The sequence below is a fragment of the Marinomonas aquimarina genome (assembly GCF_900089755.1).
Classification (GTDB): Bacteria; Pseudomonadota; Gammaproteobacteria; order Pseudomonadales; family Marinomonadaceae; genus Marinomonas; species Marinomonas aquimarina.
In genome coordinates this window covers 185,659-204,305 of sequence record NZ_FLOC01000002.1, presented here as the reverse complement: position 1 = coordinate 204,305, position 18,647 = coordinate 185,659, and the positions used below count along the sequence as shown (strand labels likewise).

Here is an 18,647-nt window from a genome sequence, read left to right as displayed (position 1 = left end):
GACGCGCCGCAAGTGCGACTTTCTTCTAGTGTGACTTTCAGCGATTGATGTCGTAGAAATTAAAAAGTGCGGCTGTTTTAAGCAGAACTTTTATTGTGCCGGATTTGCCTAATTTCTATACTAATACATCGGTCTTTAAAATAGCTAAATGTTGGAGAGTCTATGGCAAGTGGTTGGGCGCACGATGGTGCGGTGCAAGATCAAATTGACGCAACAGTAAACTCAGCAGTCGAGCGTGCTCGTAGCCGTTTGACGGTCGGGGACAGCTTAGAGTTCTGCGAAGAGTGTGATGCTGAAATTCCTGAGCGTCGTCGACACGCCATTCCTGGGGTGCGCTTGTGTATTGCCTGCCAATCTGAATTTGAAAACCACGATAAAGCCAATAGCATGTACAACCGTAGTGGCAGTAAAGACAGTCAGCTGCGTTAATAAGGTTGTCTATTGTTCCTATGCTGGATTGGAAAAGCGCTGATGATCAGCGCTTTTCTTGTTTGTAGGGAGTGGCCTTGTGAAAAGCAAAAAAAAAGCCCCGCATGAAACGGGGCGAAGAACCTAGAGAGTGCTGTGATTAAACAGCGTCCTGACTTAATGAAGCATTCTTGGTGAGTACTTCATTAAGATGCAGCCATGTTTCAACCACGGTATCTGGGTTGAGTGAAACGCTTTCGATGCCTTGTGCTACCAGCCAGTCAGCGAAGTCCGAATGATCCGATGGCCCTTGACCACAAATGCCCACGTATTTGCCTTTCGCCTTACAAGCATCGATCGCCATTTTAAGAAGTTTTTTAACCGCCGGATTGCGTTCGTCAAACTTATCTGCGATCAAACCTGAATCACGATCTAGGCCAAGCGTTAGTTGAGTTAAGTCATTAGAACCGATAGAGAAACCATCGAAGAATTCTAAGAATTCATCGGCGAGTAGGGCATTCGACGGTAGCTCACACATCATGATCACTTTTAAGCCGTTTTGACCGCGCACGAGACCGTGCTCGGCGAGCAGGTCAATGACTTGCTCTGCTTCTTCCAGGGTGCGCACAAACGGAATCATAATTTGTACGTTGGTAAAGCCCATTTCATCGCGCACGCGGCGCATGGCCTGACATTCTAAGGCGAAGCAATCGCGGAACGATTCATCGATATAACGTGCTGCACCGCGGAAGCCTAGCATTGGGTTTTCTTCGTCTGGTTCAAACTGCGGCCCGCCGACCAAGTTATGGTATTCGTTTGATTTGAAGTCAGACAGACGCACAATCACCGGCTTATCAGCGAAAGAGCAGGCCAAGGTTGCTACCCCTTCTACCAATTTATCTATGTAGAACTCAACGGGGCTTGGGTAACCAGCAATGCGATGGTTAATCTCTTCTTTTAAGCCCGCATCCATGGTGTCGAAGTTCAGTAGGGCTTTGGGGTGAATGCCAATCATGCGATTAATGATGAACTCAAGGCGCGCAAGGCCCACACCATCATTTGGCAGCATGGCAAAGTCAAAGGCACGGTTTGGGTTGCCGACGTTCATCATCACTTTTACTGGTAGCTTCGGCATGTTGCCGACTTCTGAGGTCACCACATCAAATGCTAAGGCGCCTTGGTAGACCACGCCCATGTCGCCTTGGGCACAAGAGACAGTCACTTCTTGGCCGTCTTTTAGAGTTGTGGTGGCATCACCACTCCCCACTACCGCAGGGATGCCAAGCTCACGGGCAATAATGGCGGCGTGACAGGTCCGGCCACCACGGTTGGTGACGATGGCCGAGGCTTTTTTCATGATAGGTTCCCAGTCTGGGTCGGTAATATCCGTCACCAGAATATCGCCTTCTTGGATACGATCCATTTCGCTAATAGAGCTCAAAACTTTGACCGCACCGGAGCCGATCTTATGGCCGATGGCACGACCGGTCATTAGGACGGGGCCTGTTTCTTTTAAGTTAAAGCGCTCCATGCTTTGTGTGCTGGCCTGAGAGCGCACCGTTTCAGGTCGCGCTTGCACAATGTAAAGTTTGCCATCGATGCCATCTTTGGCCCATTCAATGTCCATCGGGCGCTGGTAATGCTGCTCAATGATCATGGCTTGGCGTGCCAGGTCTTCGATCTCTTGGTTGCTCAGAGCAAATTGGTCTTGCTGTGCTAAGGTAACCGGCACAATTTTAACCAGCTCATCGCTGTCGGCTTCGGCGTACTCCATTTTTTGCGCTTTGCTGCCTAGGGTTTTACGTACGACCGCAGGTCGACCCGCTTCTAACGTGCCTTTGTGTACATGGTATTCGTCTGGGTTTACCGTACCTTGTACAACCATTTCCCCAAGGCCGTAAGCGGCGGTGATAAAGACCACATCGTTAAAGCCGGATTCGGTATCTAGGGTGAACAAGACGCCTGAGGCGCCAATATCACTGCGCACCATTTTTTGGATGCCCGCAGAAAGCGCCACGCCTTTGTGTTCAAAACCTTGGTGGACGCGATACGAGATGGCGCGATCGTTGTAGAGCGACGCAAAGACCTGTTTGATGCTTAGTTTAATGCCGTCTAACCCTTGCACGTTTAAAAAGGTTTCCTGTTGACCGGCAAAAGAAGCATCCGGTAAATCTTCCGCTGTGGCCGAAGAGCGTACGGCGAAAGATGCACCTTGGTTATCATTAGAAAGCTGAGCGTAGGCCTGCTCGATCTCTTGATTGAACTCTTCAGAGAAGGGGGCCTCTTCAATCCAACTACGAATCTGCTTGCCCGCTTGTGTGAGCGCATGAACATCATCGACATTGAGAGTATCGAGTAAGTCATGAATTTTTTGATTAAGGCCACTTTCATCTAAAAAGGATTGATAAGCGTAAGCAGTGGTAGCAAAGCCATTGGGCACCTGAATGCCTAATTGTGAAAGGTTGGAAATCATTTCGCCTAAAGACGCATTTTTGCCACCGACTTCGCCTACATCTTCTAGGCGCAGATCACTAAACCACTTAATAAAATCGCTCACAGTGTACCTCAGCTTGTTGTTTTAAAATTATTATCTTGGGGCTGTCATTTACTTGCTAAGTCATAGCCAGTGAAGCCATTGTAAGAAGAGGCTGATCAATGAATAAAATCGATTATTCGATGTTGTTTTATTTCAATCAGCTTTTTTAATGTAGTTGTTTTACGCCAAAAAGGAGGTGGTTTGTGAAAGTTTATTTTGTCTCAGATGGTACCGCGATCACCGCGGAGGTGTTTGGCCAAGCCATGTTATCGTTCTTTGATGTGGCGATTCAGCAGCAAAGCGTGCCTTTTCTGTCGACCTTGGACAAGGCCTATGGTTTTTGCCAACAATTACAGCAGGAAGCGGCGAACGGAGAAAACACCTTGGTGTTTTTTACCATCTCAGACCCGGCCATTCGCTCTGTGATTGAGGCCAGCGAAGGCCATTGCTACAACCTTTTTGGCGAATTGTTATCGCCCATTGAGCAAGCGCTGGGGGTGAAAGCGCAACCTAATGCGCAAAAAGCCCATGGTATCAAGGAAGGGATCTACGATGGCCGCATTGATGCCATTAATTATGCCTTGGCGAATGATGATGGGGCGTCGGTGAAAAACTATGATGCAGCAGAAATCATTTTACTGGGCGTGTCTCGGTCTGGGAAAACACCTACTAGCTTGTACTTGGCTATGCAATATGGCATCAAAGCAGCGAATTACCCGTTAACGGAAGACGATTTTAACAGTGTGGTTTTGCCTAAAGTATTGAAGCCCCACAAAAACAAGTTGTTTGGTTTGACCATTGATGCTCAGCGTCTGCACGAAATTCGTACTGGACGTATGGCAGAAACAAAGTACGCGTCGGCGCGTCAGTGCCGTTACGAATTGGACGAAGTGGAAGCCATCTATCGACAAGAACGTATTCCATTTTTGAATACGACTCGACTGTCGGTGGAAGAAATTTCCACCAAAATCATGGCGGAGATGCATTTAAGCCGCAATCGTCGCTAGGTCAAAAATCTCTTAATCCATCGAAAAACTTGATCGATTGGGCAGTTTTAACGTTTTTCGTTCTACATTTAACGTTTGTTGTCATAAAAACGTCGCAGAATCGCCCTGAAACAAGGGCTTAATAAGGCTGTTAACAAGTGAAATCGATGCTTTTGTTGTGTTATTACCAATATGAGCCTCGATTGAAGTTGCAGCTATGATGAAGATTGTTATGCAGGTTAGAGAGTATTTTTGAAGAATAACTTATACTTACCAGCATAAATAAACACACAATAAGAAGCGCGCGAAGACGAGCTTCGACTAATAGGACGGTACCGTTGAGTAAAAAAAGCATTCAAGACCCATTTCGAGATCGGGAAGCATCAAAATATGACAATCCCATTCCGAGTCGCGAATACATACTAGAGCATATTGCCTCGGTGGGTCGTCCTGTTACTCACCCAGAATTGTGCGAAGCCTTTAACTTAAAGGATGAAGACTCCATCGAAGCGGCACGTCGTCGCTTAATTGCTATGTGCCGTGATCATCAGTTGGTCAGCAATTTTGATGATGCTTATTCGCCAATCGTAGAAAGCGATTTGATCGAAGGTTACGTGCAAGGTCAAAAGGACGGTCACGGTTTCCTACTGCGTAAAGAAGAAGAGGATATCTTCTTATCCCCGCGTCAAATGCAATCCGTAATGGATGGCGATCTGGTCGTGGTGCGCCTATCAGGCAAAACCATTAGAGGTCGTTTGGATGGCGTTGTTGTCGAAATCAAACAGCGCAAGCACAGCACCTTGGTGGGACGTTACTACGAAGAAAGCGGCTCAGCGTTCGTCACGCCAGAGAACCCACGCATTGCCCAAGATATCATGATTGAGCAGTCTTCTGGATTGTCACCGAAACATGGTCAATATGTGTTGGTTGAAATCGTGACCTATGCCGAGCGTCATATGGCCGCAAAAGGGGTTGTGAAAAAGATCCTGGGTGACTTTATGGCGCCAGGTCTTGAGATCGATGTCGCGATTCACCAATACGAAATCCCGAATGAGTGGCCGAAAGAAGTCGTGCAGCAAATCAGTCACTTCACCACAGAAGTTGCTGAAGAAGACAAACTGAACCGTGTCGACCTACGCCAAACTCCGTTCGTGACCATTGATGGCGAAGACGCGCGTGATTTTGACGATGCCGTCTACTGTGAAAAAACGCCAGGCGGTTGGAAGCTGTTTGTCGCCATTGCCGACGTTTCTCATTACGTAAAGAAAAAATCCGCGTTGGATGAAGAAGCCATTACTCGTGGTAACTCGGTTTATTTCCCTGGTCGTGTTGTACCAATGCTGCCAGAAGTGCTGTCAAACGGCCTATGTTCGTTAAACCCGAACGTGGACCGCTTGGCCATGGTGGCGGAAATCTCGTTAACCTCTCGCGGTAAGATGCGTGGTTACAAATTCTATGAAGGCATCATTAACTCCCATGCGCGTTTGACCTACTCCAAAGTGGCGAAGATGATTGCGGCAGAGCCTGATGATCAAGGCCTTGAACTGCGTGAGCGCTACCAGAACATCGTGTCTCACATTGATGACTTATACGGTTTGTACCAAGTGTTGCGTGCTGCTCGTGAAGAGCGTGGTGCGATGGATTTTGACACCGTTGAAACCCGTATGGTGTTCGATCAGAACGCTAAGATTGAGCAAATTGTGCCGATCGAACGCAACGATGCCCACAAACTGATTGAAGAATGTATGCTTTGCGCCAACGTGGCGTCGGCGGAACTGCTGCTGAAAGCGAACTTACCTGCTTTATTCCGTATTCACGAAGGTCCACGTGAAGAGAAGTTGCTGGCCCTGCGTACTTATTTGTCCGTACTGGGACTTGAGCTGGGCGGTGGTTTGAAACCAACCCCGAAAGACTACGCCGATTTAGCGGAGAAAATTCGTGACCGTGCCGATGCTCGCAGCATTCAAACTATGCTGCTACGTTCCATGTCTCAAGCCGTTTATCAGCCGGATAATGTAGGACACTTTGGTTTGGCGTACGAAGCGTACACGCATTTCACCTCACCGATTCGCCGTTACCCTGACTTGCTGGTGCACCGTGCGATCCGCTATTTGATTCGTGGTGAAGGGGCGCCGAAAGTGACTCAGGCCTACAAGGTACCAGGCTCAGTCACGTTAAAAGCGAACAAGATCTATGGCTACGACGATGCCGCGATGGATGAGTTGGGCGAAAACTGCTCGGTCACAGAGCGTCGCGCCGATGAAGCGACCCGTGACGTAGAGTCATGGTTGAAATGTCAGTACGTTGAACAGCACCTTGGTGATGAGTTCGACGGTATTGTTACGGCCGTAACACCGTTTGGTTTATTCGTTGAACTGGGAGGTTTATATGTCGACGGTCTAGTACACGTGTCAGGCTTGGGCGATGACTACTTTGTGCATGACCCAGAACACCAAGCCATGATTGGCGAGCGTACCGGCAAAGTGTTCCGCCTCGGCGAAAAAGTCCGCGTGACGGTATCTGGTGTAAACCTTGAGCAACGTAAGATTGATCTACAAATGTTGCAAGGCCGTCCAGCGCCGAAAAAACGCATGGACCGCGATGAGCTATCTGAGCTGGAAATGCAATTGGCACAACTGCCACCGATGGAGTTAGGCGGTCGAGTGAAGCCAAACGCCAGACCAGATCGCGAAGGCCAGAAAGCGCCAGCGGGTGAAGAGTGGGGCAATAAACCTAAGAAGAATTCGAGTAAGAAAAAAGACGACGCAAAAGGCAAAAAGGCACGCTTTAAAAAATCCAGTAAGAAAAACGCTGCGGAAGGAAAAAAGCCTGCAGCAGTGAAAAAAGCGTCGGGCACCAAAGCGAAAAATGCTAAGCCGAAAGCCAAGAAGAAAAAGAGTAACGCCAAAGCGAGCGTTCGCGATTAATTAGAACGATAGAAAGAGTATGTTAGCCACATGGCAGATTTAGATTGGGTATACGGTATTCATGCCGTAGAAAACGCACTAGGCCAAGACGGTAAAGTGAAAGAAGTGCGCCTACAGGAAGGGCGCGATGACAAAAAGATGCAGCGCATCTTGAAGCTGTGTCAGGCGCAAAAAATTCGTGTTAACCAGGTGCCACGTCGCGACCTTGACCAGCTTTTCAGTAAAAGCAAAGAGCGCATCGTCCACCAAGGTGTGGTGGCGTTGGCAGAAGTGACCAAAACCGGTGATGAGAAAGATCTAGAGCGTCTGGTGCAAAACCTTGATGCAGTGCCTTTGATTGTGATTTTGGACGGCGTAACCGATCCTCATAACCTTGGCGCCTGTTTGCGTAGTGCCGATGCGGCGGGCGCCCATGCAGTGGTGATTCCAAAGGATAAATCCGCATCGATCAACGCCACAGTGAGTAAAGTCGCCTGTGGTGCGGCGGAAAGCATGCCGGTATTTTCGGTAACTAACCTTGCCCGTGCTATGAAAAAACTGCAAGACCTTGGCGTGTGGATTTTTGGTACCGCAGGTGAAGCGACGCAGACAGTTTACGAACAGGATCTAACCATTCCTACGGCGATCGTGATGGGCGCTGAAGGCGACGGTATGCGCCGCCTGACTCGTGAGCAGTGTGATTACCTTATCAAACTGCCGATGGCGGGTGTGGTATCCAGCCTAAACGTATCGGTTGCGACAGGCGTATGTCTCTACGAAGTCGTGCGTCAGCGTGCGGCAAAAGCAGGTTCTTAACCTGCTTTTTTCTTGGCAGAATGTTTTGCGAGGTCTGTGTGTTAAAAGCCTTCCAAGTTGCTCCCTTGAGCAGTGAATTAGACGACGATATTCAACATAAAATTGACTTCAAAACTAAGCCACCCGGCTCATTGGGTGGCTTGGAGAGCATCGCTTATCAAGTCGCGCGTATTCAGCGTACTTTGACGCCGACTATCGAGCGTGCGCAAATGTTAGTGTTTGCCGCCGACCACGGTGCCGTGGATAAAGGTATTAGTGCCTTCCCGCAAGAAGTGACTGCGCAAATGGTGACGAACTTTCTCGCGGGCGGTGCGGCTGTTAGTGTTTTTTGTCGTCAGCATCAGGTCCCTCTAAAAGTAGTGGATGTGGGGGTGAAGGTAGACATGCCGGATCACCCATTGTTGTCAAAGCGCAAAGTCGCGTCTGCCAGCCAAGATTTTTCCGAGCAAGCCGCCCTGACTTTAGACGAAGTGAATCAAGCGTTAAGCGCAGGCGCTGATGAAGTCGATGCTTGCCAAGACGTAGATATTTTATTGTTTGGTGAAATGGGTATTGGCAACACTGGCGTCTCATCTTGCATGATGAGTGCGATCACAGGAACCAAACCAGAACAGACCGCTGGTCGTGGCACTGGGCTGGATGATGCTGGGGTGTCCAAAAAAGCACAGATTATCGCTGCGTCTCTTAAACGGGCGGAACAAGCACTGCATAAACCGGTGGGCGAATGGGCTCCTTGGGAAGTCGCGACGCAGGTGGGCGGGCTAGAAATTTTGGCCATGTCTGGGGCTATGTTGCGAAGTGCTGAGCTTGGCAAACCCTTTGTCGTAGACGGTTTTATTTGTACCGTGGCGTTGTTATTTGCCAGTCAGATACAAGCGGCGGTGACCGACTATGCCATCTTTGCGCATCAGTCAGATGAGCAAGCCCATAAAACACTGTTGCAGCAGTTTCAGGCTGAACCGATTCTGAAGTTGGACCTGCGTTTGGGTGAAGGCTCTGGGGCCATCTTAAGTTATCCGATTATTAAGAGCGCGGTGGTATTTTTTAATGACATGGCAAGCTTTGAATCGGCTGGGGTCAGCAATGCAACTTGATCAGGACTGGCTAGGGTTTAAACGCTCCCTAGCGACCTACACACGCATCCCGCTCAACATTGATTGGCAATCCCCGAAAAAGCACACCCCAAGCGTGTGCTTTTTACCATGGGTGGGCGTAATAGTAGCGCTGATTAGCGCTTGGCCTTTGTTATTCAGTGCTTGGACACCAACGTTTCAAGCACTCATGATGATGCTGAGTGCCGTACTGTTAACGGGGGCATTTCATGAAGACGGTTTCATGGATGCTTGTGATGGCTTGGTCGGGGGCTGGAATCAAGAGCAGCGCTTAACCATTATGAAGGACTCTCGAGTCGGCAGTTATGGTGTGCTCGCGGGGATTTTCAGCTTTGCCATCAAATGGTGGTTACTGAGTCAATGGATTACCAAGTCGTCCTGGCAAGATGGGATGTTTTTCGTGCTACTGGGCTGGGTGAGTGTGCATGTAGCCGCACGTTGGCTGCCGTTAGGCATCATGGTGTGTATGAATTATGTCAGCCTAGGGCAGAGTAAAGCGCAGTCGATGATTGCTGATATCACCCTGCGAGGGGGGATTTGGATAGCTCTGTCGATGGCGTTTATTGTGATGTTGATTGGCATCACTGCTTGGTTCTCAATGCTATCGGTTTTGATTATGACCGGGCTCTTGTGTGGCTACTATTTATGGCGCCGCATTCAAGGGTATAACGGCGACACGCTTGGTGCCGTTGAGCAGCTTGGGGAATTAGTGGCGCTGTTTACCTTATTGGGGTGGCAGGCCTGATGAAGTTACTTCTCGTGCGACACCCTAAGCCGGACGTCCCTAAGGGGCAATGTTACGGCCAAGCGGATGTGCCCATTGTGGCTGACTGGCAACAAGATGCTGAGGCGATTCGTATTTGGTTGCGACAACAGTTTCCGCAGCACAGCTGGCAGTTCTATCACAGTCCGTTACAGCGTACGCGGTTATTGGCGCATGCGCTGCACCCAGATTCCATCCCGGTCGATGCCTTAAAAGAAGTGGATTTTGGAACTTGGGAAAGGCGCCTTTGGAGTGATATCCCTAAAGTTGACATCGATGCTTGGCTAGATAATCTGGTCGACCATGCACCTTACCAAGGCGAAACGCTAGCCCAGCTTCTTAGCCGTGTCATGGCTTGGTTTGAGGAGGTAAAGCAAGCCGATCAGGATGCCGTGTTAGTGACCCATTCTGGAGTGATCAAGGTCATGCTGGCCGCTCTTTGTGGTATGCCATTAGCACAGTGTTTTCGTTTCAACCCTTCTTACTCAAGCATTACAGAGTTAGACATTGGCGCAGATTACGCCATGTTAAACCGCTTGGGGGCAGGGGATTGGGTGGAGTAGGCGCATCGTATGTTGCTTTATATTCTTGGCATGATTGGTATCGCGGCATTTGCCATCACGGGGGTGATATCGGCCGGTCGGCGTAATATGGACATCTTCAGTATCGTGTTATTAGGCATGGTGGCCTCACTGGGCGGTGGAACCATTCGCGATGTGGTGCTAAGAATGGACTCGGTCTACTGGGTCGAAGACACTTCTTATTTGTGGGTGGCTATCCTGTCATCGGTGTTCGCTTTTTTTGGCGTACGTGTGATTGAGAACCGCCAACAAGTGTTCCACTATGCCGACTCCTTCGGCCTGGCTTTGTTTACTGTGGTCGCGACTGAGCGGGTGTTGAGTTTAGGCTTTTCACCGATTATTGCCATCACCATGGGCGTGATTACAGGGGTGGCCGGGGGTATTATTCGCGATCTACTAAGCGATCGCGCGCCTTTGGTATTGGGCAAAGAGTTCTATGCTACGCCCGCCTTTTTAGGGGCAATGCTGATGGTCCTGCTAGAGCAAAACCTTGCTTGGCATGAATATAACTCGATTTACGCCACCTTCCTCATCTTTATACTTAGAATCCTAGCGATTCATAAAGGCTTGTATTATCCAAGCTGGTTACTATTCAAAAAAAGAGATTCATAAAATGGAGAGAACCCCAGAACAGCAAGCGCAAATTGAGATGGCCAAGCGTTTGAAGAAAAAAGAGGTGGTGGATAAGAAAATAGCCGCGGCCACAGAAGAGCGTGGCGTGTCCATTTTGTTAACCGGTAACGGTAAAGGCAAAAGCTCCAGTGCGTTTGGCACCATGGCGCGCGCTTTAGGCCACGGTCATAAAGCGACGGTGGTACAGTTTATCAAGGGCCGTAAAGAGACCGGCGAGCAGCTATTCTTTGGTCAACATCCACAAGTGTCGTTTCATGTCATGGGCCATGGCTTTACTTGGGAGACGCGTGATCCAGAGCTTGAACAGCAGGCCGCTCATCAGGCTTGGGAGGTTGCGAAGCAAGCGTTAGCGGATGAAAATGTTGACTTCGTACTGCTCGATGAAATCACTTACATGTACAAATACGGTTACCTGGATGTGGCGGACTTGGTTGCGGCCTTAGCACAACGCCCAGCCCATCAAAATGTTATGATGACAGGACGTACCGCACCGCGAGAACTATTAGACAGCGTCGATACCCACAGTAAAATCGCCAACGAACGTCATGCGTTTGAAGGTGGCGTCAAAGCACAGCCAGGCATTGAATGGTGATTTGAGAATATTTCTCATTTAAGTGGACAATCCTTCTTTTCTAGATGATAATCATTCCTATCAATAGAAAAGGAGGGTTCCATGATTTACTGGCAGCATTTAACTCGTCAAGCGAATGAAGCGCATACCCGTGCCGCTTATGCTGATGCCCAAGAGCTGGGCCGCAAAGCACTGGCTTGTGCTAAAGCGACCTTTGATAAAGACTTTGCTATGGATGCAGAGTCAGCGGTTTCAGCGGTGATTGTCAGCTATATGAACCTCGCCGAAGTGTCTATCTCGATGCAAGAATGGCTGCAGGCTAATGATTACTTCGAACGCGGCGTGCACTTTCTGCAAGGTATCATGCTTACACCAAACCTTCCCTTCGAACACCGTGAACTGATCGAACAAACGGCGACCCATATTCGCTTTGAGTGGGAGCTGTTCTCGCAAACCTATGGCAATAAGCTCGCAGTGGCCCAGCGTAGCCATCGAGTTCATTGGTTAAAACAGCGTACTCAGCCTGAACTGAGAGGGCAGGTCAATTATGGTTACTGATGTGCTTTTAGTATTACTTGGCGTGATGTTGTGCTGGCAAATTGGGCGACTATTAAAGCCCTAGTGAAGTGTACAAAAATATAGACACTTTAATTGAGACAGGCATTTTCGTGACGCCTGCCCCCATAGAGTAGCAACACATCAGCCACTAAAATACACACTCTTTCGATTAATTGAGTGTGAGGTTTCCATGTCATCAGCGGTGGCGAATATCCAGCGACATACAAAGTTAGAAGATGTTCAAGGCATCCTTACTGGCACCATGCTGATCGCTTTAGGGATTAATTTTTACAATCAAGTCGGCCTAGTGACTGGGGGGACGGCAGGGATTGCGTTTCTATTGAATTATCTGACGTCGTTTACCTTTGGTCAGATTTTCTTTGTCATCAATCTGCCGTTCTACTGGTTGTCGATCCGACGTATTGGCTGGGAATTTACCCTGAAAACCTTCGCTTCGGTATTTTTGGTGTCTGCGTTTACCGATCTCACACCTATGTTCTTGCAGTTGCAGGATATCAATCCGGTGTACGCGACCATCACCGGTGCCTTTTTGATTGGTGTTGGCTTTGTTGTGTTGTTCCGTCATAACGCCAGCCTAGGTGGTTTGAATATTTTAGCACGCTACTTGTTCCAAACCCGTGGGGTGCCGATCGGTAAATTTATGATGGTGGTAGATTGCTCTGTGGTGTTTGCCTCGATCTTTATCGTCGACCTTGAACTACTGGCTATTTCGATCCTAGGGGCGGTGATTTTGAACTTTATGTTGGTGATGAATCATAAACCTGGCCGTTACAGTGTCAGCTTCTAAAGACTAATTTCAATCTTCATTTCTTAAACGTTGCGGGTCAGGTATGATGGACATCATGCCGCTATGGCCCGCAACGTCTTTATTTGGACGGCTTGGCGGGCACTGATCGCGCTTAATTTTTATTCCAATCGAATGAGCCAACCAAACTTCTATGTCAAAACCTTTCACCGATGCCGTTGTGCGTTTAGATTTTTATGTCTCCCATACATTGGGATTGTCCCGTAAAGAAGCCAAAATGCTGATTGGCAAGGGACACATCTCAGTCAATGACGTGCCAGTGAAAAAGGCCAACCACTCTGTGCAACAAACGGATGTGATTCATTGCCGTGACGAACTGCTGGCTTGGCCTCGAGAAAAATACTTTTTGCTCAACAAACCTGCGGGCTATGTGTGTGCTACCGAAGACGGTGAGCATCCTGTGGTGTTGGATTTGATTGCCAGTCACGAGCAAAAAGACCTGCGTGTGGTCGGACGTTTGGACATGGATACAACAGGCTTTTTATTGCTATCAACCGATGGTCAGTGGCTACACCGCATTACGTCACCGAAAAGTGATTGCCCTAAACGCTACCGTGTGTGGACCGCTGAGGCAGTCAGCGATGCAGCGTTAGCTGAGTTAGAGCAGGGGGTTCAGCTAAAAAGCGAAGACGGTTTGACCAAACCCGCTAAAGCAGAGCGTATCGCCAGCAATGAGATCTTACTGACCATCAGTGAAGGTAAGTATCACCAAGTTAAACGTATGTTGGCGGCTACTGGTAACAAGGTAGAGCGTTTACACCGTGAGGCCATCGCTGGTGTAGCGTTAGGCGACTTGGAAGAAGGGCAGTACCGTTCCTTGACGGAACAAGAAGTGGCCCTGTTTTAACCCTTTATCTAAATTTCATAACCGTTAGAGAACGAAAAATGAGTGAAGAACTGAGCCTAGATCAACGAATTCAATTGTTAGCGTCTCCTGATGATGTACGCTTAGAGTATTTTGTAGACAGTGTTAAACAACACAAAGTCGTTTGGAGCTTAAGTAACGAAGAAGGCTTCGTGATGGTGGAAACCGACGAAGGTGATTGCGTGATGGTTTGGCCGGATGCGGACTTTGCCGCGCAATGGGCTGTGGAAGAGTGGGACGACTGCGAGCCAGTAGAAGTGAGCTTGGAGACGTTCCAAACCATGTGGTTGCCAAGTTTAGAGCAAGACAACATCACCCTAGCGGTATTCCCAAACATTGACGACGAAGGCAAATTGACCAGTGCAGCCGACCTAAAAACGCTGCTAGCAGACGCATAAACTGATGCAATCACGGTGAGGGCAAGGTGAAAAATCAACGATTAGCGCACGAGCTGGAGCAAGAGATTACGAGTTTTATCGACTCAAAGGGCTCTTTGATGCTGGCGGTGAGCGATCCTGAAGGGCAACCGATCGCCTCTTATTCACCGTTTGTGGTGTATCAGGGAGAGCTGTATATCTTGGTCAGTGCATTAGCGCTGCATACATTAGCATTGCAAAATGCTAACAATGCGTCGGTCTTGATCATTGATGATGAGGCCGATTGCGATACTGTATACGCTAGAAGACGTTTACAGTACGACATGGCGGTCGAGTCAGTGGTTCGTGAGGATGAACTCTGGCACATCATTGGAGAGGCTCTGTTGCGACGTCACGGTGACATCGTTGCTCAGCTCTTGCAATTGGGCGACTTCCAAATGTTTAAGTTAAGTCCACGCAGTGGACGTTTTGTAAAAGGTTTTGGGCGTGCCTATGAGCTCGCCCCAAACACGCTGGTATCGGATCAACTCGATCATATACGCGGCTAAATCGAAGGAAAATGAAGACTCATGAGTAAGCGTCAAGCCAACCGCGAAGAAGTTTTTTCGCGCATCTTAGAAGCGGCTGAAATTGAATTTGGGCTGAAAGGTTTTGGTGGGGCGAGTTTGCAGCACATCGCAGAGCGTGCCGGTTTGCCAAAACCCAATATCGTTTACTACTTCCACTCCAAGGCGAACTTGTACAAGCAAGTGCTAAACAATATTGCTGACAGCTGGAACGACTTATTTGATAAGGCCACTGCGACCGATGATCCTGCCATTGTATTAGATGGCTTTATTCGTACCAAATTACGTCAAAGTTTTGAAAACGGCCGTTCCTCGCGCATCTTTGCTCAAGAAGTGATTCAAGGGGCGCACTACATTGGTGATTACCTAAAAGAAGACCTACGCCCTTGGTTGCAGTCTCGCGTGGGGGTGATCGAGCAATGGATCGACACTGGCAAAATGCGCAAAGTGGATCCCGTCGCACTGATCTTTATGATTTGGTCAACGACTCAGCATTACGCTGACTTCGAAGCGCAAATCTTTGCTTTGACGGGCAAAGAGCAGTATGACGAAGACGACCTTCACCGTATTGGCGATACGTTAAGTGAAATTATCTTGCGTGGTTGTGGCTTAACACCACCGGTGCGCCAAGCGTAAGCGGCTTGGCGCCTTTGCCTTAACTGCGTTGAGTAATAATGTGTTGTACCAAAGCCCGTAATTTTGCGGGCTTTGCTGGTTTTGGCATGTAGGCAATTTGCTTACGCTCGCACAGCTCCGCTAGCTCATCGGTGCGCACCGCAGTGATTAACACGGCGGCAATATCACGCTCAAAGCGCTGCCGTAAACGTTCAATTAATTCGATACCATCATGCTGATCATTGAGCTGATAATCCATCAGCAGTAATTCGGGCAAGGTGTCATCTTCTGCCACCAAGGCATCTTCGTAACGGCTGAAGGTACGGTAGCTACAGTGCCACTTATCTAGCAGCGCACTCATGGCTTCTAGGTTGTTCGGGTCGTCATCGACACACCATATATGGCACATGGCCAAGGCTTTATTTATTTTTGTCAGGGTCACCGTTTCGACTTGGGGTTTTGGCTGGGCTTGTTGCTGGGCTTTGGGCACCAGAATGGTAAAGCAGCTGCCTTTGTGCGGAGTCGAGCGTACTTGAGTCGATACCCCCAGCAGTCTTTGCATGCGGCGTACCAAGCCTAACCCCAAGCCCATGCCCGGCTCACGGTTGTTTTCCCAGCGGTAAAAGTCGTCAAACACTTTCTGCTGCTCGGCTTTGGGAATGCCGACGCCGGTATCCCATACTTGGATACGAACATGCTCTGTTGTGGGGCGAACTGATATCAGCACACGGCCTTTCTCGGTGTATTTCACCGCGTTAGAAACAAAGTTTTGAATGATGCGGCGTAGGTATATCGGGTCACTGTGCACTCGGCTTGGGCGAATGTGAGTACTCAGCTGCAGCCCTTTGCTTTCAGCGATGACGCCAAACTCCGCCACGATAGGCTCAATAATGGGTTGGATCTCTGTGTCCACTAACGTGGGCTTGATAGCCCCTTGGTCAAGCCGCGCAATTTCCAATAGGGTGGAGATCAGTGTCTCGGTGGACTCTAAGGAGTCCCCCAGTTTATTCAGGGTTTTAAGCGAATCTTCTGGAAAATCACTGTCTTGTAGTGCCCCTAGGTAGAGTTTAGCGGCGTTTAGGGGCTGCAAAATATCATGGCTGGCCAGTGCTAAGAACTCGGTTTTAGAAGCATTGGCCCGTTCTGCTTCGGCTTTGGCATCGATCAGCTCTTGCTCAGCGTGGGCGCGGCGCTCAATCTCTTGCATCAGTTCTTGGTTAATGCCTTGCACTTCTTGGGTGCGGGCGACGACACGCTTTTCTAAGTCAATGTTGGCGTCTTTCAGGGCTTGCTGACTTTCAATGTGCTCGGTGACATCGGTGAAACTGGTCACAAAACCACCGTTGGCCAGCGGGTTGCCGACCATCTCAATGACGCGTCCATTGGCGCGGCGGCGCAGGAAGCGATGACTATTGCCTTTACGTAGGTGCTCAAGGCGCTTGTTGACCAGCTCTTCCACGTCACCCACGCCACACTCACCATTCACCGCGTTATAACGAATCAACTCTTCCACTGGCAGGCCAATCTTGAGCATGCCCTCAGGGTAGGGGTACAAAGCCGAGTAAGTCTTGTTCCATGCCACCATACGCAGCTCTTTATCCACCACACTGATACCGTGATCGAGGTTGTCCAGTGAGATAAACAGCAGGTTCTGGTTAAACTGGATCGCTTGGGTGGCTTCATCCAGGTAGGTCACCATTTCTTCTACCTTGATTTGCTTATCAACCAACAGTGAGTTGATGATGGTGCGGGCGGAGGAGCCGCCTAACACTCCTCCTAGGACACGTTCACAGTATTCGATAAAGAGTCGGCTAGGGCGTTGATTATTGGGCAGCTCCTCGGCGTAGTTTTGCTTAAAGCTATTGATCACTTCAGCACATTTTTGTTGCCCCAAGAAAGTCTCTAACAGGACAAACAGGTCGCTGTTGATAGCTTTACTCTTAGGCTTAAAGAAGCGGCTTTCCACTTCTGAGGTCGGGGTGACGAAGGCCGTTGCTTGGATGCGGTCCACCAGACGTTCATTGGCCAACAGAGAGCCAAATACATAGCCAATGATGTTGGCAATTAGGCTAATCAAAGCACCGTAGCTGATCAGTTCTGTGCGGCTTTCGTAATTGCCAAGGGTGAGGTCCCCATGACCGGTAATGGGCAGTAGCATCCACAGGAACCAACATAGGAAGCCCAATGTTAAGCCGGCGTAGACCCCGTAAGCGTGGCCTCGTTTCCAGTACAAGCCGCCAATCACCGCAGGCACCAATTGGAACACCAGAGAAAAGGCAATCAGACCGGTGCTGGACAGGGATTCGCTATTCGCCATCTCCTGATAGTAAATAAACGATAGTGCCAAAATGCCCAACATGGCGATGCGACGCACGAGCAAAATTTTACGGTTGTAAGTCGGCAAGCCCTGTTTCTGATTGCTATTGCGCGCCAGCATCAGGGGTAAAATCACATCGTTACTGATCATAATGCTCAAGGCAAAGGTGGCCACGATCACCATGGCAGTAGTGGCCGACATGCCGCCGAGAAACATCAGGATTTGTAATGGCAAGCTCTGCGACTCCAAGGCCAATTGGATGACATAGGTGTCACTATTAACATCGCTACTGAACAGGCTTTGGCCCGCCATAGCAATCGGTGGAATCAACACCGCAAAGATGGCTAGGTAAAGGGGGAAAATCCAACGGGCGCTATTCGACTGACGCTCATTTTGATGATCCACCACGGTGACATGGAATTGGCGCGGCAAACAAATGACCGCAGCGGCAGCCATGGCGGTCTGCATAATAAACGGGAACGAGACCAAGGTATCGCTGTTCCAAACGCTAAAATCGGCACTGGCAAAAAACGCTGCAAAGCTATCGTGAGGCACAGCAAAAATAGCCACCAGTCCCACGGCAATAATGGCCAACAATTTAAATAAGGATTCCGTGCCGATGGCCAGCATCATCCCGGAACGGTATTCGGTGACTTCGACTTTGCGTGTGCCAAAGAGCATGGCAAACATGCCGATCAGAACGGTGGCAATGAATACCACCAAGCTAGCCGAACTTTCATCCTGGTTGACGAACAAAGCAAAGTTGGAGCCGATGGCTTTTAGCTGCAAGGCGATATAAGGAATCACCGCTAGCATACAAATTAAGATCACCAGTGGCGCGGTTAACGGGCGTTTGCCATAGCGTGAGGAGATAAAATCCGCCACCGAGGTGATGTTTTGGCGCCGACTAACGAAAATCATTTTGCGCAGCAAACCAAAGCCAAATAAGTAGAGCAGTATCGGCCCGAGTAAAATCGGTAAATAGCTCCAGCCAGAGCGCGTCGCTTCACCAATGGCGCCGTAGAAGGTCCAAGCGGTGCAATAAATTGCCAACGAAAGGCTGTAGACCAGTGGATGGCGGGTAAGCCGCTTAGCGATTGGGCTGTCTTTATCGCCCCAATTAGCGATCCAAAACAGTCCGAGAATATAAAGAATGGCGAGAATTACCCAAAAAGCCGTCATGCTGGCACTCTTTTGTCAGTAACTAAATG

At 49.2% G+C, this 18,647-nt stretch carries 17 protein-coding genes; 15 read left to right on the top strand and 2 right to left on the bottom strand.

Annotation, left to right across the window (positions count from 1 at the left end; genetic code table 11):
* Window positions 1-162 precede the first annotated feature (162 nt).
* A complete protein-coding gene (locus MAQ5080_RS02960) occupies window positions 163-429 on the top strand; it encodes a DksA/TraR family C4-type zinc finger protein (protein ID WP_067205069.1) in 267 nt (88 codons plus the stop codon).
* Between the two features lie 139 nt (window positions 430-568).
* Here MAQ5080_RS02960 and ppsA read toward each other — a convergent pair whose 3' ends face one another.
* Window positions 569-2,965: a phosphoenolpyruvate synthase gene (ppsA, locus tag MAQ5080_RS02955; RefSeq protein ID WP_067205072.1), complete on the bottom strand. Its 2,397-nt coding sequence runs from the start codon at window positions 2,963-2,965 to the stop codon at window positions 569-571.
* A gap of 182 nt (window positions 2,966-3,147) precedes the next feature.
* On the opposite strand from ppsA, the gene ppsR reads away from it, so the two are divergent.
* From ppsR to MAQ5080_RS02885, 14 genes are all read left to right on the top strand, one after another.
* Window positions 3,148-3,951, top strand: a complete 804-nt coding sequence (gene ppsR / locus MAQ5080_RS02950) for a posphoenolpyruvate synthetase regulatory kinase/phosphorylase PpsR (RefSeq protein ID WP_067205074.1) — start codon at window positions 3,148-3,150, stop codon at window positions 3,949-3,951.
* Window positions 3,952-4,268: 317 nt separating this feature from the next.
* Window positions 4,269-6,857, top strand: coding sequence for a ribonuclease R (gene rnr / locus MAQ5080_RS02945; RefSeq protein ID WP_067205078.1), 2,589 nt, complete (start codon window positions 4,269-4,271; stop codon window positions 6,855-6,857).
* 30 nt (window positions 6,858-6,887) lie between these two features.
* Complete coding sequence (gene rlmB / locus MAQ5080_RS02940) at window positions 6,888-7,652, top strand: 23S rRNA (guanosine(2251)-2'-O)-methyltransferase RlmB (protein WP_067205080.1); 765 nt, start codon at window positions 6,888-6,890, stop codon at window positions 7,650-7,652.
* Window positions 7,653-7,717: 65 nt separating this feature from the next.
* Entirely contained in the window at window positions 7,718-8,746 is a 1,029-nt protein-coding gene (gene cobT / locus MAQ5080_RS02935; RefSeq protein ID WP_231870759.1) for a nicotinate-nucleotide--dimethylbenzimidazole phosphoribosyltransferase, read from the top strand.
* Complete coding sequence (locus MAQ5080_RS02930) at window positions 8,736-9,509, top strand: adenosylcobinamide-GDP ribazoletransferase (protein WP_067205087.1); 774 nt, start codon at window positions 8,736-8,738, stop codon at window positions 9,507-9,509. Before cobT ends, MAQ5080_RS02930 begins: the two co-directional genes overlap by 11 nt.
* Window positions 9,509-10,090: a histidine phosphatase family protein gene (locus MAQ5080_RS02925; RefSeq protein ID WP_067205091.1), complete on the top strand. Its 582-nt coding sequence runs from the start codon at window positions 9,509-9,511 to the stop codon at window positions 10,088-10,090. The genes MAQ5080_RS02930 and MAQ5080_RS02925 overlap by 1 nt, the downstream gene beginning before the upstream one ends.
* Window positions 10,091-10,099: 9 nt before the next feature.
* The gene (locus MAQ5080_RS02920; RefSeq protein WP_067205093.1) at window positions 10,100-10,720 is read left to right on the top strand and encodes a trimeric intracellular cation channel family protein; all 621 of its coding nucleotides are present in this window, start codon (window positions 10,100-10,102) and stop codon (window positions 10,718-10,720) included.
* Window position 10,721: 1 nt separating this feature from the next.
* Complete coding sequence (cobO, locus tag MAQ5080_RS02915; protein ID WP_082860984.1) at window positions 10,722-11,333, top strand: cob(I)yrinic acid a,c-diamide adenosyltransferase; 612 nt, start codon at window positions 10,722-10,724, stop codon at window positions 11,331-11,333.
* A gap of 81 nt (window positions 11,334-11,414) precedes the next feature.
* Window positions 11,415-11,870: a DUF2753 family protein gene (locus tag MAQ5080_RS02910; RefSeq protein WP_067205098.1), complete on the top strand. Its 456-nt coding sequence runs from the start codon at window positions 11,415-11,417 to the stop codon at window positions 11,868-11,870.
* Window positions 11,871-12,060: 190 nt separating this feature from the next.
* A complete protein-coding gene (locus MAQ5080_RS02905) occupies window positions 12,061-12,678 on the top strand; it encodes a YitT family protein (RefSeq protein WP_067205101.1) in 618 nt (205 codons plus the stop codon).
* A 151-nt stretch (window positions 12,679-12,829) separates the two neighbouring features.
* The gene (locus MAQ5080_RS02900; protein WP_231870760.1) at window positions 12,830-13,543 is read left to right on the top strand and encodes a pseudouridine synthase; all 714 of its coding nucleotides are present in this window, start codon (window positions 12,830-12,832) and stop codon (window positions 13,541-13,543) included.
* 38 nt (window positions 13,544-13,581) lie between these two features.
* Window positions 13,582-13,959: a DUF2750 domain-containing protein gene (locus tag MAQ5080_RS02895; protein ID WP_067205104.1), complete on the top strand. Its 378-nt coding sequence runs from the start codon at window positions 13,582-13,584 to the stop codon at window positions 13,957-13,959.
* Between the two features lie 26 nt (window positions 13,960-13,985).
* Window positions 13,986-14,486 carry a HugZ family pyridoxamine 5'-phosphate oxidase gene (locus tag MAQ5080_RS02890; RefSeq protein WP_067205108.1) on the top strand — a complete coding sequence of 167 codons (501 nt, stop codon included), beginning with the start codon at window positions 13,986-13,988 and terminating at the stop codon, window positions 14,484-14,486.
* 21 nt (window positions 14,487-14,507) lie between these two features.
* The gene (locus MAQ5080_RS02885) at window positions 14,508-15,140 is read left to right on the top strand and encodes a TetR/AcrR family transcriptional regulator (protein WP_067205111.1); all 633 of its coding nucleotides are present in this window, start codon (window positions 14,508-14,510) and stop codon (window positions 15,138-15,140) included.
* Between the two features lie 19 nt (window positions 15,141-15,159).
* On the opposite strand, the gene MAQ5080_RS02880 is transcribed toward MAQ5080_RS02885, so the two are convergent.
* On the bottom strand, window positions 15,160-18,618 hold the full coding sequence (locus tag MAQ5080_RS02880) for a hybrid sensor histidine kinase/response regulator (protein ID WP_067205115.1): 3,459 nt from the start codon (window positions 18,616-18,618) through the stop codon (window positions 15,160-15,162).
* Between the last annotated feature and the right edge of the window lie 29 nt (window positions 18,619-18,647).

Bases quoted from the DNA above. Each gene is read 5' to 3' on its own strand.
- MAQ5080_RS02905 (WP_067205101.1), top strand. From the start codon at position 12,061: ATGTCATCAGCGGTGGCGAATATCCAGCGACATACAAAGTTAGAAGAT.
- rlmB (WP_067205080.1), top strand. From the start codon at position 6,888: ATGGCAGATTTAGATTGGGTATACGGTATTCATGCCGTAGAAAACGCA.
- MAQ5080_RS02960 (WP_067205069.1), top strand. From the start codon at position 163: ATGGCAAGTGGTTGGGCGCACGATGGTGCGGTGCAAGATCAAATTGAC.
- MAQ5080_RS02920 (WP_067205093.1), top strand. From the start codon at position 10,100: ATGTTGCTTTATATTCTTGGCATGATTGGTATCGCGGCATTTGCCATC.
- MAQ5080_RS02925 (WP_067205091.1), top strand. From the start codon at position 9,509: ATGAAGTTACTTCTCGTGCGACACCCTAAGCCGGACGTCCCTAAGGGG.
- MAQ5080_RS02900 (WP_231870760.1), top strand. From the start codon at position 12,830: ATGTCAAAACCTTTCACCGATGCCGTTGTGCGTTTAGATTTTTATGTC.
- MAQ5080_RS02930 (WP_067205087.1), top strand. From the start codon at position 8,736: ATGCAACTTGATCAGGACTGGCTAGGGTTTAAACGCTCCCTAGCGACC.
- MAQ5080_RS02880 (WP_067205115.1), bottom strand. From the start codon at position 18,618: ATGACGGCTTTTTGGGTAATTCTCGCCATTCTTTATATTCTCGGACTG.
- cobO (WP_082860984.1), top strand. From the start codon at position 10,722: ATGGAGAGAACCCCAGAACAGCAAGCGCAAATTGAGATGGCCAAGCGT.
- MAQ5080_RS02910 (WP_067205098.1), top strand. From the start codon at position 11,415: ATGATTTACTGGCAGCATTTAACTCGTCAAGCGAATGAAGCGCATACC.
- MAQ5080_RS02895 (WP_067205104.1), top strand. From the start codon at position 13,582: ATGAGTGAAGAACTGAGCCTAGATCAACGAATTCAATTGTTAGCGTCT.
- MAQ5080_RS02885 (WP_067205111.1), top strand. From the start codon at position 14,508: ATGAGTAAGCGTCAAGCCAACCGCGAAGAAGTTTTTTCGCGCATCTTA.